The 26,680-nt window shown below is 41.8% G+C and carries 28 protein-coding genes; 9 read left to right on the top strand and 19 right to left on the bottom strand.

Annotation, left to right across the window (positions count from 1 at the left end):
- Window positions 1-240: 240 nt before the first annotated feature.
- From greB to MTN96_RS25095, 4 genes are all read left to right on the top strand, one after another.
- On the top strand, window positions 241-714 hold the full coding sequence (gene greB, locus MTN96_RS25110; RefSeq protein WP_004588245.1) for a transcription elongation factor GreB: 474 nt from the start codon (window positions 241-243) through the stop codon (window positions 712-714).
- 132 nt (window positions 715-846) lie between these two features.
- Window positions 847-1,158: a hypothetical protein gene (locus MTN96_RS25105; protein ID WP_064384617.1), complete on the top strand. Its 312-nt coding sequence runs from the start codon at window positions 847-849 to the stop codon at window positions 1,156-1,158.
- A 50-nt stretch (window positions 1,159-1,208) separates the two neighbouring features.
- The gene (locus MTN96_RS25100) at window positions 1,209-1,790 is read left to right on the top strand and encodes a CBS domain-containing protein (RefSeq protein ID WP_004588243.1); all 582 of its coding nucleotides are present in this window, start codon (window positions 1,209-1,211) and stop codon (window positions 1,788-1,790) included.
- A gap of 211 nt (window positions 1,791-2,001) precedes the next feature.
- A complete protein-coding gene (locus MTN96_RS25095; protein WP_248533021.1) occupies window positions 2,002-4,323 on the top strand; it encodes a Tex family protein in 2,322 nt (773 codons plus the stop codon).
- Window positions 4,324-4,406: 83 nt separating this feature from the next.
- Here MTN96_RS25095 and MTN96_RS25090 read toward each other — a convergent pair whose 3' ends face one another.
- From MTN96_RS25090 to bioH, 3 genes are all read right to left on the bottom strand, one after another.
- Window positions 4,407-5,267, bottom strand: a complete 861-nt coding sequence (locus tag MTN96_RS25090; RefSeq protein WP_154945414.1) for a putative metalloprotease CJM1_0395 family protein — start codon at window positions 5,265-5,267, stop codon at window positions 4,407-4,409.
- A 5-nt stretch (window positions 5,268-5,272) separates the two neighbouring features.
- Entirely contained in the window at window positions 5,273-5,581 is a 309-nt protein-coding gene (locus tag MTN96_RS25085; RefSeq protein WP_248533019.1) for a hypothetical protein, read from the bottom strand.
- Between the two features lie 89 nt (window positions 5,582-5,670).
- The gene (bioH, locus tag MTN96_RS25080; protein ID WP_248533016.1) at window positions 5,671-6,408 is read right to left on the bottom strand and encodes a pimeloyl-ACP methyl ester esterase BioH; all 738 of its coding nucleotides are present in this window, start codon (window positions 6,406-6,408) and stop codon (window positions 5,671-5,673) included.
- A gap of 73 nt (window positions 6,409-6,481) precedes the next feature.
- On the opposite strand from bioH, the gene MTN96_RS25075 reads away from it, so the two are divergent.
- Window positions 6,482-7,159 carry a ComF family protein gene (locus MTN96_RS25075; RefSeq protein ID WP_054983331.1) on the top strand — a complete coding sequence of 226 codons (678 nt, stop codon included), beginning with the start codon at window positions 6,482-6,484 and terminating at the stop codon, window positions 7,157-7,159.
- Between the two features lie 8 nt (window positions 7,160-7,167).
- Here the strand turns inward: MTN96_RS25075 and MTN96_RS25070 are convergent, their stop codons facing one another.
- The gene (locus tag MTN96_RS25070; RefSeq protein ID WP_248533014.1) at window positions 7,168-9,723 is read right to left on the bottom strand and encodes a M14 metallopeptidase family protein; all 2,556 of its coding nucleotides are present in this window, start codon (window positions 9,721-9,723) and stop codon (window positions 7,168-7,170) included.
- Between the two features lie 146 nt (window positions 9,724-9,869).
- On the opposite strand from MTN96_RS25070, the gene nfuA reads away from it, so the two are divergent.
- Both nfuA and MTN96_RS25060 read left to right on the top strand, forming a co-directional pair.
- The gene (gene nfuA, locus MTN96_RS25065; protein ID WP_096042447.1) at window positions 9,870-10,445 is read left to right on the top strand and encodes a Fe-S biogenesis protein NfuA; all 576 of its coding nucleotides are present in this window, start codon (window positions 9,870-9,872) and stop codon (window positions 10,443-10,445) included.
- Window positions 10,446-10,451: 6 nt separating this feature from the next.
- Window positions 10,452-10,721 carry a hypothetical protein gene (locus MTN96_RS25060; RefSeq protein ID WP_029774191.1) on the top strand — a complete coding sequence of 90 codons (270 nt, stop codon included), beginning with the start codon at window positions 10,452-10,454 and terminating at the stop codon, window positions 10,719-10,721.
- A gap of 9 nt (window positions 10,722-10,730) precedes the next feature.
- Here MTN96_RS25060 and MTN96_RS25055 read toward each other — a convergent pair whose 3' ends face one another.
- Window positions 10,731-12,002 carry an MATE family efflux transporter gene (locus tag MTN96_RS25055; RefSeq protein WP_054983329.1) on the bottom strand — a complete coding sequence of 424 codons (1,272 nt, stop codon included), beginning with the start codon at window positions 12,000-12,002 and terminating at the stop codon, window positions 10,731-10,733.
- Window positions 12,003-12,044: 42 nt separating this feature from the next.
- Between MTN96_RS25055 and MTN96_RS25050 the strand changes: the two genes are divergently transcribed.
- A complete protein-coding gene (locus tag MTN96_RS25050; RefSeq protein ID WP_054983357.1) occupies window positions 12,045-13,070 on the top strand; it encodes a polysaccharide deacetylase family protein in 1,026 nt (341 codons plus the stop codon).
- A gap of 3 nt (window positions 13,071-13,073) precedes the next feature.
- Here the strand turns inward: MTN96_RS25050 and MTN96_RS25045 are convergent, their stop codons facing one another.
- The 13 genes from MTN96_RS25045 to MTN96_RS24985 form a co-directional block, all read right to left on the bottom strand.
- Entirely contained in the window at window positions 13,074-14,105 is a 1,032-nt protein-coding gene (locus tag MTN96_RS25045) for a chemotaxis response regulator protein-glutamate methylesterase (RefSeq protein WP_054983328.1), read from the bottom strand.
- Window positions 14,106-14,113: 8 nt separating this feature from the next.
- Complete coding sequence (gene cheD / locus MTN96_RS25040; RefSeq protein WP_029774194.1) at window positions 14,114-14,737, bottom strand: chemoreceptor glutamine deamidase CheD; 624 nt, start codon at window positions 14,735-14,737, stop codon at window positions 14,114-14,116.
- Window positions 14,721-15,551 (bottom strand): protein-glutamate O-methyltransferase CheR, encoded by an 831-nt coding sequence (locus MTN96_RS25035; protein ID WP_054983326.1) that lies wholly within the window; start codon window positions 15,549-15,551, stop codon window positions 14,721-14,723. The genes cheD and MTN96_RS25035 overlap by 17 nt, the downstream gene beginning before the upstream one ends.
- A gap of 60 nt (window positions 15,552-15,611) precedes the next feature.
- The gene (locus MTN96_RS25030) at window positions 15,612-18,317 is read right to left on the bottom strand and encodes a methyl-accepting chemotaxis protein (protein ID WP_054983356.1); all 2,706 of its coding nucleotides are present in this window, start codon (window positions 18,315-18,317) and stop codon (window positions 15,612-15,614) included.
- Between the two features lie 48 nt (window positions 18,318-18,365).
- Entirely contained in the window at window positions 18,366-18,851 is a 486-nt protein-coding gene (locus tag MTN96_RS25025; RefSeq protein WP_004588228.1) for a chemotaxis protein CheW, read from the bottom strand.
- Window positions 18,848-20,935 (bottom strand): chemotaxis protein CheA, encoded by a 2,088-nt coding sequence (locus MTN96_RS25020; RefSeq protein WP_248533012.1) that lies wholly within the window; start codon window positions 20,933-20,935, stop codon window positions 18,848-18,850. The genes MTN96_RS25025 and MTN96_RS25020 overlap by 4 nt, the downstream gene beginning before the upstream one ends.
- A gap of 14 nt (window positions 20,936-20,949) precedes the next feature.
- The gene (locus MTN96_RS25015) at window positions 20,950-21,312 is read right to left on the bottom strand and encodes a response regulator (protein WP_029773320.1); all 363 of its coding nucleotides are present in this window, start codon (window positions 21,310-21,312) and stop codon (window positions 20,950-20,952) included.
- An 8-nt stretch (window positions 21,313-21,320) separates the two neighbouring features.
- A complete protein-coding gene (locus MTN96_RS25010; RefSeq protein ID WP_004588224.1) occupies window positions 21,321-21,593 on the bottom strand; it encodes an STAS domain-containing protein in 273 nt (90 codons plus the stop codon).
- Between the two features lie 163 nt (window positions 21,594-21,756).
- Window positions 21,757-22,374, bottom strand: coding sequence for an SCO family protein (locus MTN96_RS25005; RefSeq protein WP_248443682.1), 618 nt, complete (start codon window positions 22,372-22,374; stop codon window positions 21,757-21,759).
- Window positions 22,371-23,300: a heme o synthase gene (gene cyoE, locus MTN96_RS25000; RefSeq protein ID WP_024033912.1), complete on the bottom strand. Its 930-nt coding sequence runs from the start codon at window positions 23,298-23,300 to the stop codon at window positions 22,371-22,373. Before cyoE ends, MTN96_RS25005 begins: the two co-directional genes overlap by 4 nt.
- A 12-nt stretch (window positions 23,301-23,312) precedes the next feature.
- Window positions 23,313-24,302 (bottom strand): heme A synthase, encoded by a 990-nt coding sequence (locus tag MTN96_RS24995; RefSeq protein ID WP_248533009.1) that lies wholly within the window; start codon window positions 24,300-24,302, stop codon window positions 23,313-23,315.
- Window positions 24,303-24,332: 30 nt separating this feature from the next.
- Window positions 24,333-24,827: a hypothetical protein gene (locus MTN96_RS24990; protein WP_054983321.1), complete on the bottom strand. Its 495-nt coding sequence runs from the start codon at window positions 24,825-24,827 to the stop codon at window positions 24,333-24,335.
- Complete coding sequence (locus MTN96_RS24985) at window positions 24,817-25,557, bottom strand: SURF1 family protein (protein ID WP_121638116.1); 741 nt, start codon at window positions 25,555-25,557, stop codon at window positions 24,817-24,819. Before MTN96_RS24985 ends, MTN96_RS24990 begins: the two co-directional genes overlap by 11 nt.
- A 14-nt stretch (window positions 25,558-25,571) precedes the next feature.
- On the opposite strand from MTN96_RS24985, the gene MTN96_RS37180 reads away from it, so the two are divergent.
- Window positions 25,572-25,883: a DUF2909 domain-containing protein gene (locus tag MTN96_RS37180; RefSeq protein ID WP_095206665.1), complete on the top strand. Its 312-nt coding sequence runs from the start codon at window positions 25,572-25,574 to the stop codon at window positions 25,881-25,883.
- On the opposite strand, the gene MTN96_RS24975 is transcribed toward MTN96_RS37180, so the two are convergent.
- On the bottom strand, window positions 25,783-26,658 hold the full coding sequence (locus MTN96_RS24975; protein WP_004588217.1) for a cytochrome c oxidase subunit 3: 876 nt from the start codon (window positions 26,656-26,658) through the stop codon (window positions 25,783-25,785). The two genes, MTN96_RS37180 and MTN96_RS24975, sit on opposite strands and share 101 nt — an antisense overlap.
- Window positions 26,659-26,680 lie beyond the last annotated feature (22 nt).

The raw sequence follows: 26,680 nt of genomic DNA, 5'->3' as shown, positions 1-26,680 counted from the left end.
GTAACAAAGAGTTTATCGCCCCTAGGCAGAACCCGAAGGGCAGCGCATGTTTGGCATTTATGCTGCGTTATCACCTATTTATGGGGAATAACCACACTTCATAGGCTCTGCCTTGCCTAAAAACCAAACATACTGCTGCAAATTCGACCATCAAAGAACAACACGCCCTAAAGTTTACACTCGACAAATTTTAGCAATTTTAATAACGTGCACAGCATTAGAGTTAATGAATAAAAGCCCATGAAAACAAATTTAATAACCCGCGAAGGTTACTTACAATTACAGCAAGAGCATGACCATTTATGGAACGTTAAACGCCCTGAAGTCACTAAAATAGTGAGCTGGGCGGCAAGCCTTGGCGATCGCTCAGAAAATGCAGACTATCAATATAATAAACGCTTACTGCGCCAAATTGATCGTCGTGTTCGGTATTTGCGCAAACGCTTACCCGATTTAAAAGTTATTGATTACTCGCCGCAGCAAGACGGTAAAGTATTTTTTGGCGCATGGGTAGAAATAGAAAACGAGCAAGGCGAGGTTAAAAAATTTAGAATTGTAGGGCCTGATGAAATATACGACCGTAAAGACTACATATCAATTGACTCACCTATGGCGCGCGCCCTGATAAAAAAACAAGTAGACGATGATTTTGAGGTACCTACACCGCAAGGTAAAAAAGAATGGTATGTAAATAGTATTGAATATCAAAAATAGTCCCCCATAACATTATTAATAAATAACTACTTTGATTCAGATCAGGTAAATTTTTTATTGTGTAATATATCTCATTAGGATATATATTGGTTTAGCAGGTTTATCTTTAACCTGATTTTTAAGGTAGTGGCTATGTCAAACTTAGTACAGCGCATATGTAGTAATGCCGTATTGTTTGCACTTTTAATGAGTGTGAGTTTGACTCTGCATGCCAATACCACCGAAGTAAGTATAGATAACGCCAGTATATCTAATCATTTTATCGCTTGTGAATTTCCTGACCAAGCAACCCCCGACATTGACTTAGATTCTCATGTTAATGCATTTGCTATTAGGTTGTTTCAACCGCTACCTAATGCTGTTTCATCTTTTTACCAAAGTACAAACCTAAACCGTCCTTTTAGTACGGCATATCAACGTGGTCCACCTAGCTATTTAATTTAATTCACAATTTTACTTTTTGATTAAATTTTATAACTAATAAGGTGACTACTATGTCTAACTTTAAAGAATTACGTACCCAAAATATTTCTCATGGCGTTATTGCAAGCACGTTTGAAGATCAACAAGCCACTATTGATTTAACATCTCCGGCTTTAACCGTAATCAATAACTTTACCCAAAAAACGCCAATTCGCGCTCAATACGACACTCCTATTAGCGAGGCGCTTAAACAAGTACTAGCAGAGCATTCTGACTATGTATTGGTGACTGATGATGCGCAAAAATTAATTGGTATTGTTTCAAGTGCCGACCTACAAAGCGCTAAAATTACGGCCATTGCACAGCGTTTAAATACCAGCCGCAATGAAGTGAGCTTACGCTACATTATGACACCTATTAGCCAACTTAATGGCGTAAGTATGCAAAGCCTAAGCTATGCAAGTATTGGCGATGCACTACAAACAATGGAGCATCAAGGCAGCATGTTTTTATTAGCAACAACCACTAATAACGAAATATGCGGGTTAATTTCGGCGCGTCAAATAGCTAAAACGTTACACATTCCAGTGCATATTACCCCTATTGCTCACACGTTTAGTGATGTTTTAGAAAGCGTAGAGCACCCTCACTAAAGCGCGCTTTTACGCTTTGTAAGCTCAGCCAAGCCAACCATCTTAAAGCAAGCAAAATTGCTTGCTTTAAGAGCTTTTTATTACAACCTGCTGTGATATTATTCAACTAATAAATACCTACCAAACTCATTAAATAGCAACTTTAATAAGCTGGGTATAACAGTACCAGAGGGATTTTCTGGTTTTATTTTTTGTATTAAAAGGTTTATGCATGAGCGATATCTCTGCACGTTTAGCCACTGAGCTAAATGCACAACAGCAACAAGTTGTTGCTGCTACAAAATTACTTGATGAAGGCGCAACGGTTCCTTTTATTGCGCGTTACCGTAAAGAAATTACCGGTGGATTAGACGACACGCAATTACGCCTTTTAGAGCAACGTTTGTCGTACTTGCGCGAGCTGGAAGAGCGCCGCAGCTTTATTTTATCAACCATCGAATCACAAAATAAATTAACGCCAGCACTTAGTGCCGATATAACCAGCGCACAAAGTAAAACTGAGCTTGAAGATTTATACCTTCCTTATAAAGCTAAACGTCGTACCAAAGGGCAAATAGCCATTGAAGCAGGCCTTGAGCCACTTGCCGATGCGCTATTTAACGACGCAAACTTAGAGCCAGAGCAACAAGCGCAGCAGTTTATAAATGCCGACAAAGGCATTGCTGATACCAAAGCAGCCCTTGATGGCGCTAAATTTATTTTAATGGAACGCTTTGCAGAAGATGCCAAGTTATTAGCTAAATTTAGAAGCCACATTAGCCAACACGGCGCTATACAAAGCACACTTATTGACGGCCAAGAGCAAGCCGGTATTAAATACCGCGACTACTTTGACCATCAGGAACCTCTTAAAAAGGTCCCTTCTCACCGCGCACTTGCTATGTTGCGCGCGCGTAACGAAGGTATTTTGCAGCTGAGTATTAACCCAGAGCCAAGCAGCGAAAATGCAGCCCAGCTATGCGCGCAAATGATTGCTGATCACTACCGCTTAGATGTGAAATATAAAGCAGCTAGCGCATGGCTATTAAGTGTTGTGCAATGGGCATGGAAAATAAAGCTTGGCCTACACCTAGAAAATGAATTTTTAGCAGCCATGCGAGAAAAAGCCGAAACCGGCGCTATAGATGTATTTGCTAAAAACTTAAAAGACTTACTTATGGCCGCCCCTGCTGGGCCGCGTACCACGCTTGGTCTAGATCCTGGTTTGCGAACTGGCTGTAAAATTGCCGTAGTTGATGGCACAGGTAAATTGCTTACAACCCAAACTATTTTCCCTCACGCACCACAAAATCACTGGGAAAAATCGTTACGTACATTAGAGCAACTATGTCGCCAGCATAAAGTAGAACTTATTGCGATTGGTAACGGAACCGCATCACGCGAGTCTGACAAGCTAGTAGGCGAACTTATTAAGGCCAATGCTGAGCTTAAATTAAACAAAATTATGGTAAGCGAAGCCGGCGCGTCTGTTTACTCTGCGTCTGAATTTGCAGCAAATGAATTTCCTAACTTAGATGTGTCTTTACGTGGCGCGGTATCTATTGCGCGTCGCCTGCAGGACCCACTTGCCGAGCTTGTTAAAATTGAGCCAAAATCAATTGGAGTAGGCCAATACCAACACGATGTATCGCAAAGTCAATTAGGTCAGACACTGACCGCAGTGGTAGAAGACTGTGTAAACTCTGTGGGTGTTGATTTAAATATGGCCTCGGTGCCGCTTCTTACTCGCGTATCGGGGTTAAATAAAACCTTAGCGCAAAATATAGTAAATTACCGCGACACTAACGGCACGTTTACTAAGCGGAGCGAACTTAAAAAAGTTGAGCGTTTAGGACCAAAAGCGTTTGAACAAGCAGCTGGTTTTTTGCGTATTAATCAGGGTAAAGACCCACTTGATAACTCATCAGTTCACCCTGAGGCTTATCCTGTTGTTAAACTTATTTGTGAGCGTAACAACCTTGATGTAAATAGCTTAATAGGCAATAGCGAGTTTTTAAATAAGCTGGTTGCTAATGACTACACCGACGAGAAGTTTGGTTTACCTACCGTTACCGACATCATTAAAGAGCTAGATAAGCCAGGGCGCGATCCTCGTCCTGAGTTTAAAACTGCTGAATTTAAAGCCGGTGTAGAAAAAATCACAGACCTAAAACCCGGTATGATTTTAGAAGGTGTGGTTTCTAACGTTGCTAACTTTGGTGCGTTTGTTGATGTAGGTGTTCACCAAGATGGCCTAGTGCATATTTCGGCAATTACTAATAAGTTTATCTCTGATCCGCGCGAAGTAGTAAAAGCCGGTGACATTGTAAAAGTAAAAGTGGTTGAGGTAGATGCCCCACGTAAGCGCATTAGCTTTACTATGCGCTTAGATGATGAAATAGACACAAGCAATAATCCCGCTGTCGCGCCGCAAAAGCAACGCAGTAATCAGGGCCAGCAACCGCGTGCAGCAAAACCAAAGCGCGATAACGGTAACGCCATGATGGGTAATGCCTTTGCCGATGCATTTGCTAATGCAAAAGTAAAAAAATAATACTCTTTTGCTTCATTAAGTGATGACTCCTTAAACTAAAAAGCCGCTCAGTGAGCGGCTTTTTTAATTATGCTTAGCTGGTGTTAACCAAACGCAGAAAAACCACTCTCGTTTTGGGGTGAGCTAGTCATTTGATAAAAATTAGCTATACGGCCAGCTCGTGCGTCTACTTCTGGGTCGCGTGCTTGCTCTGTATTAGTATCGCTTTGAGACTCAGCGGTGCTGGTTTCGTTTATTGATAACGCACTTTGTGGCTCTTGTGCTTGCGCTTCATCGTCAGCAGGGGCTGATAATTCAGCTTGCGCTGCGGCCATTTTTTGGGTTGCATCAGCGGCAATGGCTCTATCGGCACTAGAAGGTTCAGCAGGGGCAAGTGCGGCTGCACGTACCGTTTGCATTTTATCTATAGTGGCTTGCGGATCGCCGGGGATTTCAGATACATCAATTTGTACCTCACCGCCAACAGCGTAATTAGTGCCATCTGGTCCACGTTGGTATTCATAACTTGGTGAGCCTGCATACTGCCCACCCACCGATGCATGAGCTTGTTCGTGCACACGCACTTCAGTATCGCGCGCTTTAAGCTCTTCAATTTGCTGTTGTTCTAATTCTAGCTGTTGCTGATCTTGCTCTTCTTCGGGTGTGTCTTCGCTTGCTTGTTGGTTTTGTTGCTGTTCGCTATCTGAATCTTCGCTGCCTTGCTGGCGCTGCTCAACAGCTTGCTCATCACTGAGTTTACCGGTTGCATCGTAGGTGGCGGCTTCTGCACTGCTTGGCAGTTTTGCTTTATCAGCATCGCTTTGTGCTTTGGTTTCGGTATTACTGGCGCTATTGGGTGCAGGGGCAGGAATAACTTCGCGCAGTTGGTTGTCACGCCGAGCGGTTTCCGTATAAACATTGGCAGTGTTTATATTGATAGACGGAAATGGCGTGACAATATTCATAACGTTTAAACTTTAATATCGATTAGCGTACCAAGCACTTCATCTGCTGTTTGAATAGATTGCGTGTTTGCCTTGGCATTAAACTCTTCAACTTTTAAATTAACAAGCGCTTCGTCAACCCGAGCTGGTTGTGCAACAGGCGCTATTAAAGCCTCTTCAGGTCGCGCAGCTGTTAACTGGCGCTGTTGGGCTAGTTGCGTATCGTCTTGCTCTTCAATGGTGGCACGGTTTATCTCTGCGCTTGCTCGTTCTATACCTTGGCTTGCACGATTAAACCCTTCTACACCACTATTAAATACTGAACCAATAGCCATGCTGTACCTCCAAAAAATAAATATTGTTTAATTATCGCTCACTTCATGGGCAAAATAAAGCTTTAAACAGTACCTTTCTTTAGGCTATTTTAAAGCATTGATTTAACGGCAGATAAAAACTCTTTTTTATGAGAGATAAACGGTGCATGGGAGGCTTTGTCTAGCACTTCGTATTCAAACTCAGTATTTAGTGCTGCCATTTTATTAATTGCTTTGTAAGGTACCAGCGCATCTAAACGGCCAAATATCGCTTTTACAGGCACTGGGCAATGCGCAAATACGTTGCGTAAATCATCATTTTGTAAAATATTTAAACCCGCACTTAATGCCTCACTTTTAGGCGCGCTGTACTGATTTAGCAAGTGCTTTAGCTGCTTTATATCATCGCGTGCCGACTCACTACCCAAGGCCTGAATAGCTAAAAAGCGCTCTATAGTTTTTTCTCGGTGATTAACTAATTGCTCTTTAAATTGCTCAAGCACGCTGGTTTTTATTCCGGGCCAATCATCTGCCTCGGCAAAAAAAGGGCTTGAGGCAACTAAAATTACTTTTGCTACTTTATTTGGCCAATGTTTAGCAATATAAAGTGCAAACAATCCTCCTAGCGACCAGCCCATTAATATAGAGCCAGGGCTAAGTTGCTCGCTTACGATTTCAGCTGCATCGTGTAAATTATAAGGACTTGGGCAGCTATTGCTGTTGCCAAAGCCAGGCAGGTCAATGCTGCGCACCGAGCCACTGTATAAAAACGTCAACTCTGGCTGCACTAATTGCCATACGCCTTGGTTCATGCCCCAACCATGTAATAAAACTAACTCGCTTTGCATATTTGCCTAACCTTAACCAAACTTAGCCACATCATAACGCTTACATTGACGAAAGCAACGCAAGGAGCAGCCAATGCAACACTCATTTTTTAATTGGTTATTCCCCTCTTATTGCGTGCAGTGTCAGGGAGTTATTAGTGCTCAAGAGGGGTTGTGCGACTATTGCTTAGCGGATTTAAGCGTGTTTGATTTAAATAAGCACAGTAATTTATTGCACCGCCCGGATATTGTAGAAATGTTTCCGCATTGCGAGTTTGATAAGCTCTTTGCCTGTGCTTTTTATCAGCCCCCATTTGAGCATTGGCTTAAACGGCTCAAATTTAATAATCAAATTCACTATAAAAAAGCGCTGCAACAAGTAATTAAACGCCAGCTAACGGTGTTTTTTGAAAATTTAACTACCCAGCCCGACATAGCTATTATTTTACCTTTGCACCGAGGGCGCTTTTTAACGCGCGGGTTTAATCAGGTAAGCCAAGTGTGGCAACCGTGTTTGGCAAAACATATTTGTATAAGTAATGCGCTAATACGCAATAAAGCCACGCAAGCACAGTCACAATTATCTAGAGCTAAGCGGGTTAAAAATGTAAAAAATGCCTTTGTATGTACACAAGATATGAGCGGTAAAACGGTGGTTATTGTAGATGATGTAATGACCACAGGCGCCACGCTTAACGCGGCTACCCGGGTATTAAAGCAAGCGGGCGCTAAACAAGTCTGGGCTTTTGCTACGTGTTTAACGCCACTTTAAAGGGGTAGTTAATCACCTCTTACTCTAAATGTGTGGCCAAAAAATAAAGCATTACTGAGTAATCGGCTTGTGCCGTACCAGTATCCTCTAAATACAGGGTTATCTGTCATCGCAATAACACTGCCACGCCCGTATGAGTGGGCCATCATGGCTGCTGCACCGGCAATTTGCTGCTCATTTACGCCATCGGTAAACCCTGCTAATAGTGGTTTTTGCGGGTAAGTGAGTATGTTTACAAACGGGGCGGATGATTTTTCTAATAACCAGGTACTATTTTTAAATACAGGCAGCGTTTCACGATTAAGCGAAAACGTTAGTGGATGCGTGGTGTCTACATCGGTATTAAAAATAGCGCCGGCTATACGTTGTCGCCCAGCTAAATGATCTTTATCTGCGTAATTTAGCCCTTGAGTATTAAAAGCGCTGGCTACATCTTGCCTAGATAAATAATTAGCCTTGAGTAATTGCTGATCAGCTAAAAATTTAGCGCCGCCTTTGTGGCCCCAAATTACGCCGCCTTTTCTTACCCAGCTTTTAATAGCAACTTTATCACTATCGGGTAAGCCCGAATAATTGCCATTAGCTAGTACAATGTGGCTGTAATTATTTAAATCTAAGCTACCTAAACGCTCCATTTCTACTATGGTCGGAGAAATACCAACAAAGCGGTCAAGGTAATACCATACTTCACCCGCTTCGTATTGGCTTACGCCTTTACCGCCCACAAGCAGTACTTTTGGCTCGTTTAATACCGCCATAGTGCGCGAGCCTAAATCGGCGCCTTTCCCTGTAAGACCAGTGGTAATAGGCTTTATCGCAATACCAGACTGGGTTTGAGCATCGTTTAAAATAGCCACCCAATCAGGGTTTGTTTGCAGCCCTGCGGGGACAATAATGCTGCCAGGTGCAAAGTCTATTTCGGTGGTGCTGCTTTTAGCTGTTAAGGCGCTTAACGCGACACGCGCTTTAATGCCTTGCTTTAGCAAGCTATTTAGCATTTTAGGCGCTAAGTAATCGTCCCAGGCAAAGCCAAATGCATAACTTTGCTTTAACGCAGCAAATGATGGTTTAACTGCTTTTTGCCACGCAGTGCTGGCTACTTCTAAGCCCCAACTACTTTTTACTTGTGCAAACTCTAAATTAAAAGCATGGGCGAGTGTCCAGCCTGACACATCATAAAATGTGTTATCGGCAAAACTTTTTTGCTCACTAAAAATAGCTTTTACTAAACGAAACTGTGGCTGAGCTAACGGCACAAAATAGCTCTGGGTGCTAAAGTTTTTGCCATTGGCTTTTAGCGCTTTTGTAAGTGGATAGGCGTTAATTTGATGCTGCTTTAACAGGTTTAAAAATAGTTTAATCCGGGTGCTATCTTTAGCGCCCTCAACCACATAGCCTTCAAAACTTTCATCATGTGCTAAATCAACTGCTTGGTTATAAAATTTTGCCTGATAGGTTAATAGCGCCTCGCGGTTATCTACCGCTGCTTTAAAGGTTGACAGGCTTGTTAATAACTGATTTTTAATAGTAAAAGGAAACGTAAGCGTACCATTTATGGTTTCTTGTACATGCCCACGTGAGCTGGCTTGCTCAAATAAAATACCTATACCGCCGTTTACATCGGGGTAGGTTGAACCCTTGCCGTAATAAAAGTCGTCAAAGCTTTCTTCGGTAAAATAAAGGGCATTATTTTTATCTAAAGTTTTAGCATGGTAATTGGCTATGGCTTTAGTAAGCGTTACGTTTTCATCTGGGGTAATTGGGTGCTTGCGACTGGCAATGCCAGGTTGAAAAAAGTAGCTGCTGTTTGGCCCCATTTCATGAAAGTCGGTAAGAATATTTGGCTTCCATTGATGAAATTTAGCAATGCGTGCACGCGACTCTGGGTGTTGTAGTAATAACCAATCGCGGTTTAAATCAAACCAATAGTGATTTGTACGGCTACTTGGCCAGCTTTCTACATGTTCACGCGTTTTAGGGTCGCTTGATAAGTTCATCCCCCGATTACTATTAGCCCAATTGGCAAAGCGAGCCAAGCCATCAGGGTTAAGTGAAGGGTCGAGCAAAATAACGGTATTATTTAATAATTTTTCTATTTCTGGGCCTTGCGCTGCAGCAAGGTAATACGCAACCAATAAAGCGGCATTGCTGCCTGATGACTCATTGCCATGCACACTGTATCCCATCCAAACTACAGCAGGCTCATTTTGTGTGTTTTTAGCTTGCTCACTGTTTGTTAAACGGGCTAAGTGCGCTTGGCGAATTTGCTCTAAGTTAGCTAGTTTTTCAGCGCTGCTAATACTTAGCATCACAAGCGGACGTTGCTCGTGTGTGCGCCCTATTACTTCAAAATTTATACGATTACTTTTTTGCGCTAGAATTTCCATGTAACGCACCAGTTGGTCGTGCCTTACATGCCACTCACCTACTTCGTAACCAAGTACGTCTTGTGGGGTGGGTATTGTTTTATCAAACTCTACATCTTGTTCAAAATAATACGAAAGTGGTTTTGCCATACTTGAAAAGCTAAGCATTGCCACCATTATAGTTACTATCCAGCGCATATAAATCACTCTAAAAATGTTTGTTATTTGCACGCTAGCATTGCTTAAAATAGATGCCAACTTTTTACGCTCAACACTAGCCGCAACACGATGAGCGGAGTATGATATGCAGTATCCGAGTAATTTAGTCAAGTATAGACGGTTTTATGATTTCTATTTCCGAAACAGCACAAGCGCATTTTGCTAAACTTTTAGCAGATCAAGCACAACAAACTAATATTCGTGTGTTTGTTGTAAACCCTGGTACATCACAAGCGGAATGTGGTGTTTCTTATTGCCCAGAAGACGCCGTAGAAGACAGCGATATTCGTCTTAATTTTAATGGTTTTGATGCCGTAGTAGATACAGAAAGCGCTCCTTTTTTAGAAGAAGCTGAAATTGATTTTGTTACCGACAAAATGGGCACTCAGTTAACTTTAAAAGCGCCTAATGCAAAGGCACGTAAACTAGGCGATAACGCATCGCTAAATGAGCGTGTTCAACACATGCTAGAAACCGAAGTAAACCCGCAGCTAGCTAACCACGGCGGCCAAGTAAGCCTAGTTGAAGTAACCGCTGAAGGTATTGCTGTACTTCAATTTGGTGGTGGTTGTAATGGCTGTTCTATGATCGATGTAACGCTTAAAGAAGGCATCGAGAAAGAAATGATTGCAAAGTTTGATGAAATCACCGGTGTTGCCGACATTACCGAGCACCAAGCGGGCGATCACTCTTATTACTAAGCAATAATGTTAAAGCCGCTTATTTATCGCTTAGGGAGTAACCCTAAGTTGAGTTTAACGCGCTTTTTTCGCGGCTTAGCACTGTTTGTGCTAGCCGTGATATTTATTGCCCTTGGCTACTACACTCACTTTAGTTTACAAATTATAGGTGTGGTTATTTTAATCCCGGCATTATTTTTTGCTGCATGGGGTTATAGCGGTATTTTTGCCAATCGTTTCTCGCAAGTTTTAAAAGATATGGGGCCAAAAGATCACGACCCCGACCTATGGAAATGACATGTTCGCTTAATCTAGCAGCTGATTAGTTGCTTTTAACTGCAAATACTTAATAATTAACGTAACGCCGCGCATAAGCATAAAGCAACTCATAGCCAGCCATAACGCATTATTTTGCCACTCTATAAACACCCAAAACACCCCAAAAAAGCCAACAGCAGCTGAAAGAATCATACTGTTACGCATATTTTTTGCCCGTGTGAGCCCTACAAATACGCCATCAAACAAAAAACAGCTCATTGCTAACATAGGCAATACTATTACCCACGGTAAGTAATTTGTCGCAGCTTCTATCACCTCGGGTACATTGGTTAAAAGCTTAATAATAGCGCTGCCAAACACAGCAAAAAATACGCTGTATAACACGCCAAAAAGCATACCCCAAAACACACTTATTTTTACCCACAATCTAATGTTATTAACGCTTCGCTGACCTTTAGCTTGACCAACTTTGGCTTCGCTTGCATAGGCTATTCCATCAAGTGCAAAGCTTACTAACATTAAAAAATTAAGTAACACGGCATTTGCTGCAAGCGTTGTTTCGCCTATGCGGGCGCCATAAAAGGTCATAAAGCTAAAGCATAATTGCAAAATTAAAGAGCGAATAAATATATCTCTATTTAAACTAAGTAGCTCTGCCATTTTGCTAACACTGAGCCAGTTGGGCACGCTTAGCTCCACGCCTTGCTTTTTAGCGAGCTTAATCACTAGTAGCAACGCAAAAGCCAACGCGCTGTAATCTGCAATTAACGACGCCCACGCAGCTCCCGCTACTGCCCAGTCTAAATACACCACAAAATATATATCGAGCACTATGTTGGTAATATTGGTCACTAACAGCAAGTAAAATGGCCCTCGCCCATAATGTACGCCAAGCATCCAGCCAAGCAGCACTAAATTACAAAGTGCGGCAGGGGCACTAAATATACGAATACTAAAATACTGATATGCTTGAGCAAGAACCTCACTATTTGCGCCTGATAAAAATGCAATGGCTTGTTTTATCAAGGGCGATAAGGCAATAAGCGCTAACGCCACACACACGGCAAGCAATAAGCTGCGTTTTAAAAGCGCTGCCAACTGTGTTAAGTTATTTTGCCCGTATGCTTGGGCCACTAACCCTGTGGTGCTCATACGTAAAAAACCGGCGAGCCAAAATAAAATAGAAATAACAGCTGAGCCAAGTGCGATGCCCGCTAAGTAATGTGCGCTACCTAAGTGGCCAATAACAGCGGTATCAACAATTCCTAACAGTGGGACAGTAATATTTGATAATATCATTGGACCCGCTAGCAACAGCAAGCTTTTATGGTGTGCCTTATTATGTTTAAGAAATTGTTTCATTTAGTTTTAATTACTCTCATTTGTTTATCAGTACGTGCTCATGCGGCGGTTATTTTACAGTATCACCATGTAAGCGAAACCCTTCCCGCTGTGACCAGTGTAAGCGCAAATACGTTTACCAAGCATTTGAGCTACTTAAAAGAGCATAATTTTAATGTTATTGCACTAAATGAGCTAATAAGCGCTATACAACAAGGCAAAACATTACCTGAGAAAACAGTCGCTATCACCTTTGACGATGGTTACAACAATAACTACGAACAAGCTGCGCCTATTTTAGAAAAATTTGGTTACCCCTATACTATTTTTGTAAACCCTACCCTTATTGATGAAGGCAAAGGCTACGTAATGGGGTGGGATAAATTAAAAGAGCTCGCAGGCAAAGGGGCGTTAATTGCCAATCACACTGCCCAGCATGACTACCTGCATATTAAGCTAAAAGATGAGAGCGATGCACAGTGGCAAGCACGTATAAAACAAGATATTTTGCATTCTCAACAGCGTATTAAAGAAGAAATAGGCCACGACTATAAATACCTAGCGTACCCGTATGGTGAGTTTAATAACAAACTACAAACGCTTGTAGAAGAGCTTGGCTTTATTGGCATTGGTCAGCACTCAGGCGCTGTAAATAAAAACGCTAACTTTACCCGCTTACCGCGTTTTCCAGCCTCTGGCTTTTACAGTAAATTAGATACGTTAATTACAAAATTAAACTCTCGGGCGTTTAGTATTAAAACCCTAGATTACCAAGACAGTGTAACCTCACAAAACCCACCAACGCTCAGCATTGAGTTTGAAATGGGTGATTTTCATAAAAGTCAGTTTGCGTGTTATGTATCAAGTGTTGGGCAGGCTAAGTTAACTTGGGTAAGCGACACAACTGTAAAAATTGACTCGCCAAAGGCGCTAAATAAAGGCCGTTCACGCTTTAATTGTACCGCCCCTTCTATTGAGCACCCTGGTAGTTACTATTGGTTTTCGCAGCCGTGGGTTATTCAGTAGCAATTACACTTTTATAGTCTGATGCAATAAGCGCTGGGTCACTTTATCAAGCGCAACAATTTCGTGAGCGGCACCTAAATCAACCGCCGCTTTGGGCATTCCCCACACCACTGAAGAAAACTCATCCTGTGCAATGGTGTAACCACCCGCTTGTTTAATACTAAGCAAGCCCTTTGCTCCATCGCTCCCCATACCGGTTAGTAACGCTGCCACAATGTTTTTTGCGCCGCACTCAAGTAAAGAGTTAAATAATACATCTACTGCCGGTTTATGGCGGTTAACAGGCTCAGAATCATCAAGCTCGCAATATAAACTTGCCCCTCTTTTTTTTATGCTTAAGTGCAAACCACCTGGGGCTATATAAGCCCATCCCGCAGTGAGCTTGTCGCCGTGCTGCGCTTCTTTTACGTTAATTGCACAGGTGCGGTCCATACGCTGGGCAAACGAGGTACTAAATACCGGAGGAATATGCTGGGTAATCACAATCGCAGGGCAATTGGTCGGCATTTTTATAAGCACTTCTTTTATTGCTTCTGTGCCCCCTGTTGAAGCCCCTATCGCTATTACCTTGTTTAATAAAAATTGTGCATTGCTAGGTAAAGGCTCACTTACGGTGCTTACCTTTTTAAAACTTCTTACCCTTGCACCTGCCGCCACACGCACTTTTTGCTGCACAACATATGCATATTGACTCATTTGCTGCTTAACATTCACAGTTGGCTTGGCAATAAAATCCACTGCACCAAGCTCAAGCGCTTCTAAGGTGATAGGCGAGCCTTGCTGGGTTAGTGTAGAAATCATCACAACGGGCATAGGTCTTAAGCGCATTAAGTTTCTTAAAAAGCTAATGCCGTCCATTTTTGGCATTTCTACATCGAGGGTAAGCACATCTGGATTGAGCAATTTAATCATTTCTCGTGCTTGATAAGGGTCTTCCGCACAGCCCACAACCTCGATATCGCTAGCCTGAGATAATATTTCGCTCAGCAAACGCCTTATCAGTGGTGAATCATCTATTATCAGAACTTTAACCATTACGACTCCTAAAACAGCTCTATGTTAGTCTCGGTGGCTTTATCTTGTTGCTTAAGGTTTTGCAGGTAGCGCACTTCGCGTTTTTCAATTGTGTTGTTGTGCAAATTCTTCAGCTTTTTTACGTGGACTTTGCCCGTATGCGGATGAAAAAAAATTTTTCGAGGCCACGGCCCCCCCATATCTTGTGCAACAAGATTGAGCGACTCTTCCTGAATATACGCATTGGCAAAGCTAATATTACCTATCCCTATGTCGGTCATTGCGCTAATTATTTTGCCGCCACCAAAGAGTTTTATTTTTAAATTTTTTCGCGCAGCACCACCTTTGAGTACTTCGTTGATCAGGTATTCCATTGCCCAATTTCCGTAGCGGCAGCTCAAACTATGGGCACTGTTTAATTCTAGGCCTTTTTTTACCGGCAACATAAAATGATTTACGCCACCTATACCGGCTTTTTCATCGTAAACACACGCGGCTATACACGACCCAAGCACTGTAGAAATAAGCTCATCATTTTTTGAGACATAAAATTCGCCAGGTAATATTTTTGCCACCACGCTTGTGCGCCCTGCATCCCAGTAACGTTTTATATGTTCAAACCCTGGGAGCACCGGCCTAAACTGTGCGTGCATTGTGTTGCTTTTGATACATGGTTTTCCCTAAATTTTTAAACTCAGAATGCTCTTTTCCCATACTCTCTGAGTGCCCTAAAAACAAATAACCGTCACGATTAAGTGCATTTGCATAACGTTTAAATAAGGTGTCTTTTGTTTCTTTATCAAAATAAATAACCACGTTACGACATAAAATTAAGTCAAACTGCCCTTTCATGGGCCATTCTTGTAAAAGGTTAAGGCGTTTAAAAAAAATGTGTTTATTTAACTGTGGTTTTACTTTATATGTTTGCCCATCTTTGCTTTTTAAAAACCACTTTTTAAGTACATTGTTTTCTAAGCCATTTACATTAGCCGCGGTATAAATACCCGCTTGTGCTTTGGCTAATACATTAGAATCTAAATCGGTTGCTAAAATTTTTACATCCCAAGAACTTGGGAATAAATCGGCAAGGGTTATTGCTAAGCTATAAGGCTCTTCGCCTGTAGAGCAACCCGCTGACCATACGCGTACTCGTTTTGTTACTTTGTTACTGCTAAGTAACTGCGGCACTATGGTGTTTTTTAAAAACTCAAAGTGGTGGGGTTCTCTAAAAAAGGAGGTTAAGTTAGTGGTAATAGCATTAATAAATGCGTCAAACTCAGCTTCTTTATTATTGTGTAAGTACTCTAAGTATTGAGAAAAGTTTTTAAGTTTATGCTCTCTTACCCTTCTTGCTAAGCGGGAATACACCATTTCGCGTTTATGATCGCCAAGTACAATTCCGCACGCGTTATAAACTAAAGTGGCAATGTCTTTAAAATCTTTATCGGTACATAAAAATTCTTTCATTGTCATACCATCCCTTGTAAAGCAGGCTTGCTAGGGTATTAACTAGCAAGCCAGTAATGACTAAAACTCTTCCCATTCATCTGCTGAGTCTATAAAGTTTTCGCCTTTGGGTTGGGTATTTTTTAAATAGCCACTAGGTTGGCGCGCAGGGGGCGCTGAGCGTTCAAAGTGCGTATTTGGCAATGTGTTTATGCCTTGCTGCCCGAGTGAAAAAAAGTGCAATAACTGACGCATCTCGTTTGCTTGCTCAGCCATTGACTCGCCCGCCGCAGACGCTTCTTCTACTAGTGCCGCATTTTGCTGGGTCATTTCATCCATTTGGGCAACCGCTTTATTAACTTGCTCAATGCCTGCGCTTTGCTCTTCAGAGGCTTCGGTTATATCCGAAATCATTTGCGTAACACGTTGTACGCTTGAAACAATTTCTCTGAGTGTTTCGCCCGACTCATTTACAAGCACAGAGCCATCGGTAACTTTTGCAACGCTGTCTCTAATAAGCTCTTTAATTTCTTTGGCTGCTCCAGCTGAGCGCTGCGCTAAGTTACGCACCTCACCAGCAACAACGGCAAAGCCACGGCCTTGCTCACCCGCTCTAGCTGCTTCAACGGCGGCGTTAAGTGCCAGTAAATTAGTTTGAAAGGCAATTTCATCAATCACGCCAATAATGTCTGCAATTTTTTTACTCGACTCGTTAATGGCCGACATACTCGTTACAGCTCTATTAACTACTTCACCACCTTGAATTGCTTTCTCGCAAGTTTCTTCGGCTAAATCGTTAGCGACTTTTGCGTTATCTGCATTTTGCCTTACAGTACTGGTCATTTCTTCCATACTTGAGGCGGTTTCTTCAAGTGATGAAGCTTGTTCTTCGGTACGCTGACTTAAATCGGCGTTGCCTTGCGAAATTTCCTCTGCGCCACTGGCTACTAACGTGGCCGATGAGTTAATTCGGTTAATCACATCGGTCAATTTATCTGCTGTGGTATTAGCATCTTGCTTGAGCTTATCGAACGAGCCTTGATACTCTTTTTCTATGCGTTTTGATAGGTCGCCATTGGCCATTGCATCAAGCATTTGCGCGGTATCACTAACGGCATCATCCACAATTTCAACTAAGCTGTTTAAGCCCTGCGCTAAGCGTAAGAAAAAGCCTTCTTTACCTTTTTCATCTACTCGGGTTTCTAAATCGCCATTACCTGCATCGCTGACTAATTGTGCAATTTCTTTTTCTATTGCAACTTCGCCCGTTCTATCTTCCCACTCAACTACGGTGCCTATGCGTTCTTGTTCTGGTGTAAAAATAGGGTTTGCAACTAAACCAAAGGTACGCCCGCCTACTTTTATTTCGGCTCGGTAAGTTGTTGTAAGCTTAGCTAGTAGGTTTTGTTGATGAGCCGGATTTTTATGGAATATATCAATGTTTTGCTGCATTAAATTGGTGCTATCAAAGTTTGGCAGCTCCTTTTTCAAATCATCTTCAGCAATATTCATCATCGATTTAACCGCGTTGTTCATGTATACAATTACATTTGAAGCATCGGCTATCATGGTGTTTGTTGCTACGGTATCAAGGGCTTGTTTTACTCGTAAGTTTTCTTGTGCTTCAGCACGTTCTTGCTCTGCTTTTGCTACGCTATCGGTAATATCTTCCCACTCAACAATGGTGCCTAAATGCTTACCTTCATGGTTTATCCACGGTGTAGCAATTAAACTAAAAATAAGCCCCGCTAAACGTAACTCAGTTTTATAAGGTTGTTTTAAGTTTTTTAATAGTTCGCGTTGATGAGCTGGGTGCTTATGAAAATCATCAACACACGTGCCTATTAAATTATCAACAGAAAAACTAGGTAGCACACCTTGCAACTCAGTTTCTCGCGCTTTGAGCATTAACTTAACCTGATCGTTTACAAATACAATATTTAGGTCTTTATCGGCAATCATCACATTGGCTTGGCAAACAGTTAACGCACTTGCTAAATCGGCAGCCTTTTTAGACTCTCGCTCTAGCTGTTTTTGCGCGGTGATATCACTGGCGTATTTAATAACTTTATAAGGCTTGCCGTTTAAATCAAAAATAGGGTTATAAGAGGCTTGAATCCATATTTCTTGCCCTTGTTTGCCTATTCGCATGTACTCGCCCGAGTCGTACTCGCCTCGTCCTAACTTATCCCAAAATTGTTTATACTCGTTTGTTTTAGCGTATTCTGGGTCGACAAATAATTTATGATGCTGGCCTTTTATTTCGCTAAGTTGATAGCCTAAACCATTTAAAAAATTGTCATTGGCAGTAATAATTGTGCCATCAAGATTAAACTCAATCACCGCCTGAGATTTACTAATTGCCTCAAGTTGGCCTTGCGCTTCAGCGGCCTGTTTCTTTTGTTCGGTAATGTCGGTAGCAAATTTAATTACTTTTAGCACTTGCCCTTGGCTATCAATAATTGGGTTATAGGTAGCTTGGATCCATACTTCTCGCCCTCCATTAGCAAGACGCTTAAACTCATTAGAAATAAACTCACCACCGCGCAAGCGTTGCCAAAAATTTTTATACTCGCTGCTCTGGGCTTCATCTGGTTCAACAAACATAGAGTGGTGCTGCCCTTGCACTTCCTCTAAACGGTATCCCATTGCATTTAAAAAGTTTGAATTAGCCGTAATTATTCTGCCGCTGGGTTCAAACTCAATAACCGCTAATGATTTATTTAATGCATTAACGATTAAGTCATTACTTGATTCTGACTGCTTCGGATTACTAAACCATCCCATGCCCATCACCACCTTTATGTTTGTTTTTGTTGCTACATAGCGCTGTGGCTATATATCCATTGTTCTTTGTAAATCAATTAACGAGACCATTTTTTCGCCCACGTTCACCAACCCTGCGACATATTCACAATTACTCGAATCAGACAGGCTAGGGACGGGCTTGGCGTCTTGCTCTGCAATGCTGTAAACATCTGACACCGCATCTACTGCGATGCCCATTATTTTTGAATCGTTTTCAAAAATAACTTTTACAACAATAACAACCGTTAATGGCCCATATTCAGTGCTTGGCAAGCCAAAACGTAAGCGTAAATCTATTATTGGCACTATGGTGCCGCGAAGGTTTATCACTCCTTTAACAAAATCCGGCGCGTTGGGCAGTACGGTAATTTCTTCCCAACTTCTGATCTCTTGCACGGTTAATATATCTACGCCGTATTCTTCGCCAGCCATAATAAAGGTTAAAAACTGCTTAACGCCTTGCTGTTGCCCTAAATCAATTTTGTTGTTTAGCTCGCTTTGTTCACTAATCATGAAGCCTCCAGGGGTGTTTTAGATTCTATGATTAGCTCTTGGCTACCTGGTTTTTTAAGCCCTGATAATTTTATTAAGCCGCTAATATCAACAATTAACGATACACGCCCGTCGCCTAAAATAGTTGCTCCAGACACCCCATCTACTTTTTGGTAATTAGCCTCTAAACTTTTTATGACTACCTGCTGCTGCGAAAGTAAGTCATCTACCAGCAAACCCACTTTTTGGTTGTCGGTTTCAACAACCACCAACAAGGTTTTGTCTAATGACTCTATGGCGTTTTGATGATTAAAAATTTGATATAAGCGTAAAATAGGAATGTATTCGTCACGCAGCCTTAGTACATCTAAGTCTTTACCCACTCGGCTTACTTTAGTGATATCAATCTGTAGTGATTCAACAATAGAAATAAGCGGAATAATATAAGTATGCTGGGCAACTTTAACTAATTGACCATCTAAAATGGCAAGCGTAAGGGGCAGCCTAATTGTAAAGGTAGAGCCAACGCCAGGCGCTGATGAAACCTCAACCGAGCCATTTAAAGATTGAATATTGCGCTTAACAACATCCATTCCTACACCACGCCCAGATAAATCGCTAACCGCATCGGCAGTAGAAAAGCCAGGCATAAAAATAAGCTCGTTAATTTCATCATCTGTTAAATTACAATCAGCGGTGATCAGCTCATTAGCAATGGCTTTTTCTTTAATTTTTTGCGTATTTAAGCCTTGCCCATCGTCCATTATTTCTATCACGATATTGCCGCCTTGATGAAAGGCATTTAAGGTCACGGTGCCCACTGGGTCTTTACCTGCGGCAACCCGCTGTTCAATTGTTTCAAGGCCATGGTCGAGCGAATTTCTGACAAGGTGCACCATAGGGTCAGATATTTTTTCCATTACCGTTTTATCTAGCTCGGTTTGCTCGCCTAATAATTTTAACTCCACCTGTTTATTTAGTTTTTGCGCTATATCGCGCACTAAACGCGGAAACCGGCTAAATACAAAGTTAATCGGTAACATACGAATACGCATAACATTTTCTTGCAGGTCTCGGGTATTGTGCGCCAGTTGTGCCAAACCTTCTTGTAATGACGTAATGGTTGATTCGCTAATTTCTTGCTCGCTCAACTGATTTAACATGGCTTGTGTTATCACCAGCTCACCAACCATGTTTATTAACGAGTCTACTTTGTCTATTCCTACTCTTATGGAGGTAGACTCTGGTGCTGATGTTGGCTTTTTATCGGCTGTGGGTTTGCTTTTAGGTTTGTCGGGTGCTTTTTTAGCATCGCTAATAGGCGGTGTTTGAGCTGTGCTGTCGTTGCTCTTTTCATCAGCGTTTGCGGCGTGAGAAGTGCCTTCATCAAATAACCCGCCACAGAGCTCTATTTTTATATCGGCATCATCTTCTACCCATTCAAATACCTCTTTAATGGCGGCTTCTTTTTCGCTGGTATTTAAAAAAAAGCGCCAGTGTAAGTAGCACTCGTCACTGCTTAAATCTTTAATATCTGGGATATCGTCTAAAAAGGCCTGTGTTTCAAGCTCGCCGAGTTCAGCTAATTCGCTGATCATAAATAAAGGCTCGTTGCCTGTTTTAAAAAGGTGATGATGCGGTTTAAAATCAATTTGAAAGGTATTTACCTCAGCAGCAGCCGTTACTTCGCTTGCCTCGCTTGGGGCTGAATCGGCTTGCATTTCCAGTACAATTTCAAACTGTTTTTTTAAGGTTGTAGCGTGTGATAAATCAGGCTCTTGCTCTGCTTGCAGCTCACCGAGTAACCCACGCAAGCAATCAATAGCTTTAAGCAATAAATTAACGTGCTCGGTGGTGAGTTCGCGCTCACCTTGGCGTATTTGATCCAGTAGGGTTTCTAGCACATGGGTAAACTCAGCAACAGAGTTAAAGCCAAAGGTGCCACTGCCCCCTTTAATTGAGTGCGCAGCTCTAAAAATAGTATTTATTGTTTCTAAGTCTTCTTCGCCGGGCTCTAAATTTAACAGCTCGGCCTCCATTGTATCTAGGCCTTCAAAACTTTCTTCAAAGAACACTTCAAAAAATTGACTTAAATCTATACTCACGCCGCACTCCTCAGTTAACGAATTACTTTTTTAAGTACCGCTAGTAACTGATCCGGGTTGAAAGGCTTTACAATCCAGCCTGTTGCGCCAGCTGCTTTACCTTCTACTTTTTTATCTAATCCTGACTCTGTGGTTAGCATAAGTAGCGGCGTAAATTTGTAATCAGGAAGGCCTCTGAGCTCTCTGATAAGCGTAATGCCATCCATAATGGGCATATTTACATCTGAAATTACCGCATCAAAACTTTGCTGCTTGGCAATCGCGAGGGCTTCGCTGCCATCTTTTGCTTCGGTAACATCAAACCCTGCGGTTTTAAGCGTAAAGCTCACCATTTGACGCATTGACGCAGAATCATCAACCGCTAAAATTTTCTTCATATAAACCTCTAACCTTTACTTTCAAGTGTTAAATATTGACTTAAGCCAAGTTGATTAATGGCGTTTTGAAGTGCATCACTGCTGCCTACCCATACAATTTTATGATGTATGGTAAGTAGGTGTTTTTGTAAGGCACACAAAAGTTGAATTGACGCGGTATCGGCTGAAACAACCTCACTGACATCTAAACAAATATCGTTGTTGCTATTGAGTTCTTGTAATAAATCTTGGTGAAGAGTCTCTACTTGCATAATCGCAAGTTCGCTTGGAAGTTTTAGCATTTTTTCAGGACTTTCCCTGTCAATTCAATTCATAACAAAAGCTTAGCCTTAGTTATTAAAATTGCCATAAAAGGCTCAAAAAAATTAATAAAACTTTTAAAAGTGGCGCTAAAAAGCAAAAAAGGAGCCTAAGCTCCTTTTAAAATTCGTGAAAAGTTTAAAACTAGTTTTTATAGTAATCCGCTATTTGTTTAAATTCGCTAATGAGTTGAGTGGTATTAATAAGGGGCACATTTCCTTGTTGGAACTCAGGCTTAAATATGGCTCTTACCGCTCCATTTGCATCAACTAAAGCCACCGAAGCACTATGATCGACCGCATATTCTGATTCTTGTGAGTCACTAATGGCATAAATTAGACCAAGCTCTCTAACCACCGGGAATAGGTTTTTGTGCTCACCCGAAACAGCTAAAAAGTCAGGGTTAAAATAATCAATATACGCTTTGCGTTTTTCCGGCGTATCGCGTTGAGGGTCTACCGACATAAACCAAATTTGCAGTGGGTATTCGTTATGTAACTTTTTATACACGCTGTTTAGTTTAGCAAGCGTTAATGGGCAAATATCTGGACAACTGGTATAGCCTAAAAACACTAAGTTCCACTGCCCCAAAAATTGCGCTTTGGTGACTAACTCACCGTTTTGGTCGTTAAGTGTAAAATCAGAAAGAGGCTTTGCTTGCTCATACACTAAGGCTTGCACATCGGGTGCACTATTTTGCTCTGAGCAAGCGACTAATAAAAACGAAAAAATTACAACTAAGCTAATCCGTAACTGCTTCATAAAGGGAGCCATTTATCTATAAATAAGATCACGAAGAGTACCATTAAATGCACAATTGAAAAGCGAAATAAGTCCATTGCGGTGTCATCGCTCGGGGCTAATTTAAGCTTAACTGCTTTATACAAAAAGAGTGCATTGAGCACACATGCGCCGACTAAATAGATACCGCCCGACATACCAATTAAATAAGGTAATACGCATACAAGTGCCAGTAATATAGTGTAAGCCACAACACACGTTTTACAAAAGTCGATACCGTGAGTCACTGGCAACATAGGAATTTTAGCGCGTTCGTAATCGCTTTTGCGTGCTATTGCCAGTGCCCAAAAATGCGGTGGGGTCCACGTAAATATAATCATTACTAGTAACCATGGCGCGGCTGCCATTTGATTGGTTTCAGAAACCCAACCCAATAAAGGCGGCATTGCCCCAGCCAAGCCACCAATCACAATGTTTTGCGGTGTGGCACGCTTTAAAAAAGAGGTATAAATAAAAGCATACCCAACTAATGCAAACAAAGTAAGTACGGCTGTTAGGGTGTTTGCCCAAAGCATTAGCATTATAAAACCAGCAACCCCTATCACGCCTGCAAAGCTTAGCGCATGGGTTTTACTAAGCCGGCCTTTGGCTACAGGGCGGTGGCGTGTACGCGCCATTTTTGTATCTATTTCGCTATCAACAACATGATTTATTACCGCCGCAGCGCCAGAGAGCAAACCAATGCCTAATAAACTAATAAATTGTACTGCAATGCCTCGCCCTACATCAGGCGCCAGTGCCAAGCCAACCCAGGCAGTAAGTACCAACATAGCCACTACTTTAAACTTGCTAATAGCTAAGTAATCTTGCAGTAAATTATAAGCACGTTGAATAAAAGGGTGTGCGCTAATAACCTGTAGTTCTTTTTTGTCGAGTGTGAGTGCCATAATTATTCCCCTTTAAGTGCGTGCTTTTAGGTAGTAACACAACCTAACCATAGTCAATAACAAGATAGCTGCCATTAAATTGTGCGCCAGCGCCACTCCAAGCGGAAAGTGCCAATGCACCACCGCAAGCCCCAAACTAATTTGGCAAAGTAGCGCAACAAGCACGCTGACAGTACAGTGTTTTATTTTTGCAGATTGCGCCTGACTGTATATACGCCACATAATTAGCGCCAACACAATACATGTAACTAGCGCCCAAATTCTGTGTAGTAAATGAATAGACATACGCGCCTGTTGCGATAGCACTCCGTACTCATAATTACTGTGCTCAAGCGGCAGCTGAAACACACTACTGAGTGAAAATGGCTGCGCATAACTACACAGCGGTAGGCCATTACAGTGTGGCGCCGCATAATTTGCTGCAAGCCACCCACCTAATGCAATTTGAATAACCAACACAGCCAATGCAACTAAGCTCAATGAAAAATAGCCTTTAGCGCTACTATCTCCGCCCTCTATGGTTTTACTGGTTAAACGTAAGTATAAAAGAGTGATTAGCGATAAAATACTAAATCCCCCCAGCAAATGCCCCATTACAATGAGCGGTTGTAAGTTCATAGTAACGGTCCACATACCCAGCGCAGCCTGAAATATAACTAACAACAATAAGGCTAGCGGTAATTTAACCGGTGTGTTTGAGTAATGGCGCTTTACAAAAGCCAACACAAATAGCGCTAAAATAAGCAATCCCAGCGCGCCTGCAAAGTAACGGTGGATCATTTCTTTCCACGCTTTGGCGGTTTCAAACATCATATCTGGGTAACTTTGGGTAGCCAGTGCGATATCGGCTTCATGCTTTGGTACAGTTAAAAACCCATAGCAACCGGGCCAATCAGGACAACCAAGCCCTGCGTCACTTAAACGTGTATAAGCACCTAGCCCTACCACCAACAGCGCAAGTAACCCCGTTGCAAGTACCCAGTTTTTATAATTTTTATACATAGGAATCTCCCATTAACAATGCGCTATTAATTAGCTTGAACGAGAATAATTAAGCAGTTTTTTTAAATCTTTTAATAAACCTTTTTGCACTAAACGGTTTTCTTGTGGCTGCTCTTTAAACGGATACTCAAGCACCACTAACCCCATATGATCGATTAAATATAGGCTAGCGGGCTGCAAATTTTGTTGCGCGTTAAAGGTTTTCCAAGGAATGTTTTTAACTTTAGGCGCTCCCATTACAGCCATATCAACCTTGCCCTGATTTTTTCCTAAGGCGATATATAAGTTATTAAGCGCATTGAGCTGCTCATTGCACGAAGCGTTACATTTATTGGAGTAATTAAGCGCAATTGTCCATTGCTTAGGGTTATGTTGCTGCCAGTTTTCAAGCTTTACTTCGTGCTGTAAAAACTCGCCATTATTGGTAATAGCGCTTGGCAACCAGTCTAGCTTTAGCGCACCGTATGCAAGTATTAGCGGTACAGCGCAACATACAACAAACAAAACTAAGGGGTTATTTTTCATTGTTAGTCCTCTTTTTACTGGCAAAAATGGCCACCACTACACAGGCTAAGGCTATTAAAAACCATTGCACTGCATACGCTTGGTGCTTTTGCGGACTCATCACCACCGCTTTATAATGCGGTATAGCTAGCGCATCTCCTGCACCTTGACGATAAGCCATAAAATTAAATAACGATTGATTACTCTGCTCACTTAGCTTTTGTAAATCTATTGATTGAATTCGTTTTTGAAGGTCTTGTTTTGTCGCATTGGTTTGTAAGTTAAAGCTCGTTAAATTTCGCTCTTTTATCTGCGCTTTAAACGTAATATTACGTTTAGGAAGTTGGATGTTAGGTAATTCGCTGCGTGAAATAGGCGCTTTTACCCACCCTAAATTAACGAGTAAAGCGTCACTTGCTTGGCTTGGCTTAAATAAAACCAATAAATCGTAACCGACTTGCCCTTGGTAAACTTGGTTATCTAAAAGCCAGTATTGCTGATTTATTATTTTTCCGACAAGCTCAACCACTACACCTGTTTTATTCCACTTTGAAGGCATTGCCTGTAATTGCTGCCAGCTCATTACGCCTTGGGTTTGCATGTTAGCTATAGCTGTTAGCTGTTGCTGCTTTTGCTCAGCCCTTGCTAATTGCCAATACCCTAAACGTACACATACCAGCACCACAGCTACCACAACGCAAAGTGCGATAAATGAGCTAAGCTTTTGTTTACGCCTTAAAATTAACTGCATAAAGGGTCAACCCAGTGATTATTAAAATTATTATTGTGCTGCTGTTACTATTTATACTTTTCAACTTGTTTAGAGCGCTATTTATTATGGTGACCGATAAATCTGGCGGTCGGCCTATGTCGCATTTTTTAGGCCGTCGCGTGCTGTTTTCTGTGGTGGTTTTGGTGATGGTGATAGCCGCTGTAAAACTTGGTTTTATAAAGGCTAATCACTCACCATTAGCCGTTACAACACATACACAAAAACAAATAAACACAGCCACACCACATCAACAAAATGCCAATACCAAGCCGCTGCTTGAAACGCAAAATGTTTATCTTTCGTAAAGTGGCCTTTTAAAATACGCACAAATACAACAAACAAAATAATGGCGCCAAGGGTCACATGCATGCCATGAAAACCTGTCAGCAAAAAGAATGTATTCCCGTAAATGCCTGCATCTAGTGTTAAGTTTAAGTCGTTGTAGGCATAAATATATTCTTCTACCTGCAATGCTAAAAAGCACACACCCAATAAAATGGTTGCCCCTAGCATCACTTTTAGCGGTTTACGTTTATTGTTTTCAATGGCTACGTGAGCAAAATGCAAAGTAACCGAAGACGCTAATAAAATAAGCGTATTAATAAGGGGTAAGCCTTGCCACCCCATAGCTTGCGTGGTTTCACCTGCTGGTGTGGTTAGTAGTGGCCATACGGCCTCAAAGGTAGGCCAAAGCACCTCGTTGGTCATCGCGTTATTCCCAGCGCCGCCAAGCCAAGGCACCGACAGTATGCGGGCGTAAAATAATGCGCCAAAAAAGGCCATAAAAAACATAACTTCAGAGAATATAAACCAGCTCATTCCTTGTCTAAATGATCGGTCCATTTGCGCTGAATATAAGCCCTGATCAGACTCGCTAATTACATTTTTAAACCAGCTAAAAATCATATACAGCAGCACTGCAATGCCTGCATATAGCAAGTACACACCGCTGCCCCCTTCACTTTCTAAATTCATGACTGTTAAAGCCGCACCCACTGCAATAAAAAATAACGCCACCGCGCCCACTATGGGCCAAGGACTTTGCTCGGGTACGTAGTAGTTTTCATAATCTTGATTCATGTTACTTGCTCCTAGTTTTACA

It is taken from the genome of Pseudoalteromonas sp. 2CM28B (assembly GCF_023161935.1).
This window is presented reverse-complemented; position numbering and strand designations above follow the sequence as displayed.

What these genes read in the sequence shown, in the direction of transcription:
- greB (WP_004588245.1), top strand. Translation starts at nt 241, where the DNA reads ATGAAAACAAATTTAATAACCCGCGAAGGTTACTTACAATTACAGCAA.
- MTN96_RS25105 (WP_064384617.1), top strand. Translation starts at nt 847, where the DNA reads ATGTCAAACTTAGTACAGCGCATATGTAGTAATGCCGTATTGTTTGCA.
- MTN96_RS25100 (WP_004588243.1), top strand. Translation starts at nt 1,209, where the DNA reads ATGTCTAACTTTAAAGAATTACGTACCCAAAATATTTCTCATGGCGTT.
- MTN96_RS25095 (WP_248533021.1), top strand. Translation starts at nt 2,002, where the DNA reads ATGAGCGATATCTCTGCACGTTTAGCCACTGAGCTAAATGCACAACAG.
- MTN96_RS25090 (WP_154945414.1), bottom strand. Translation starts at nt 5,267, where the DNA reads ATGAATATTGTCACGCCATTTCCGTCTATCAATATAAACACTGCCAAT.
- MTN96_RS25085 (WP_248533019.1), bottom strand. Translation starts at nt 5,581, where the DNA reads ATGGCTATTGGTTCAGTATTTAATAGTGGTGTAGAAGGGTTTAATCGT.
- bioH (WP_248533016.1), bottom strand. Translation starts at nt 6,408, where the DNA reads ATGCAAAGCGAGTTAGTTTTATTACATGGTTGGGGCATGAACCAAGGC.
- MTN96_RS25075 (WP_054983331.1), top strand. Translation starts at nt 6,482, where the DNA reads ATGCAACACTCATTTTTTAATTGGTTATTCCCCTCTTATTGCGTGCAG.
- MTN96_RS25070 (WP_248533014.1), bottom strand. Translation starts at nt 9,723, where the DNA reads ATGCGCTGGATAGTAACTATAATGGTGGCAATGCTTAGCTTTTCAAGT.
- nfuA (WP_096042447.1), top strand. Translation starts at nt 9,870, where the DNA reads ATGATTTCTATTTCCGAAACAGCACAAGCGCATTTTGCTAAACTTTTA.
- MTN96_RS25060 (WP_029774191.1), top strand. Translation starts at nt 10,452, where the DNA reads ATGTTAAAGCCGCTTATTTATCGCTTAGGGAGTAACCCTAAGTTGAGT.
- MTN96_RS25055 (WP_054983329.1), bottom strand. Translation starts at nt 12,002, where the DNA reads ATGATATTATCAAATATTACTGTCCCACTGTTAGGAATTGTTGATACC.
- MTN96_RS25050 (WP_054983357.1), top strand. Translation starts at nt 12,045, where the DNA reads ATGTTTAAGAAATTGTTTCATTTAGTTTTAATTACTCTCATTTGTTTA.
- MTN96_RS25045 (WP_054983328.1), bottom strand. Translation starts at nt 14,105, where the DNA reads ATGGTTAAAGTTCTGATAATAGATGATTCACCACTGATAAGGCGTTTG.
- cheD (WP_029774194.1), bottom strand. Translation starts at nt 14,737, where the DNA reads ATGCACGCACAGTTTAGGCCGGTGCTCCCAGGGTTTGAACATATAAAA.
- MTN96_RS25035 (WP_054983326.1), bottom strand. Translation starts at nt 15,551, where the DNA reads ATGAAAGAATTTTTATGTACCGATAAAGATTTTAAAGACATTGCCACT.
- MTN96_RS25030 (WP_054983356.1), bottom strand. Translation starts at nt 18,317, where the DNA reads ATGGGATGGTTTAGTAATCCGAAGCAGTCAGAATCAAGTAATGACTTA.
- MTN96_RS25025 (WP_004588228.1), bottom strand. Translation starts at nt 18,851, where the DNA reads ATGATTAGTGAACAAAGCGAGCTAAACAACAAAATTGATTTAGGGCAA.
- MTN96_RS25015 (WP_029773320.1), bottom strand. Translation starts at nt 21,312, where the DNA reads ATGAAGAAAATTTTAGCGGTTGATGATTCTGCGTCAATGCGTCAAATG.
- MTN96_RS25010 (WP_004588224.1), bottom strand. Translation starts at nt 21,593, where the DNA reads ATGCTAAAACTTCCAAGCGAACTTGCGATTATGCAAGTAGAGACTCTT.
- MTN96_RS25005 (WP_248443682.1), bottom strand. Translation starts at nt 22,374, where the DNA reads ATGAAGCAGTTACGGATTAGCTTAGTTGTAATTTTTTCGTTTTTATTA.
- cyoE (WP_024033912.1), bottom strand. Translation starts at nt 23,300, where the DNA reads ATGGCACTCACACTCGACAAAAAAGAACTACAGGTTATTAGCGCACAC.
- MTN96_RS24995 (WP_248533009.1), bottom strand. Translation starts at nt 24,302, where the DNA reads ATGTATAAAAATTATAAAAACTGGGTACTTGCAACGGGGTTACTTGCG.
- MTN96_RS24990 (WP_054983321.1), bottom strand. Translation starts at nt 24,827, where the DNA reads ATGAAAAATAACCCCTTAGTTTTGTTTGTTGTATGTTGCGCTGTACCG.
- MTN96_RS24985 (WP_121638116.1), bottom strand. Translation starts at nt 25,557, where the DNA reads ATGCAGTTAATTTTAAGGCGTAAACAAAAGCTTAGCTCATTTATCGCA.
- MTN96_RS24975 (WP_004588217.1), bottom strand. Translation starts at nt 26,658, where the DNA reads ATGAATCAAGATTATGAAAACTACTACGTACCCGAGCAAAGTCCTTGG.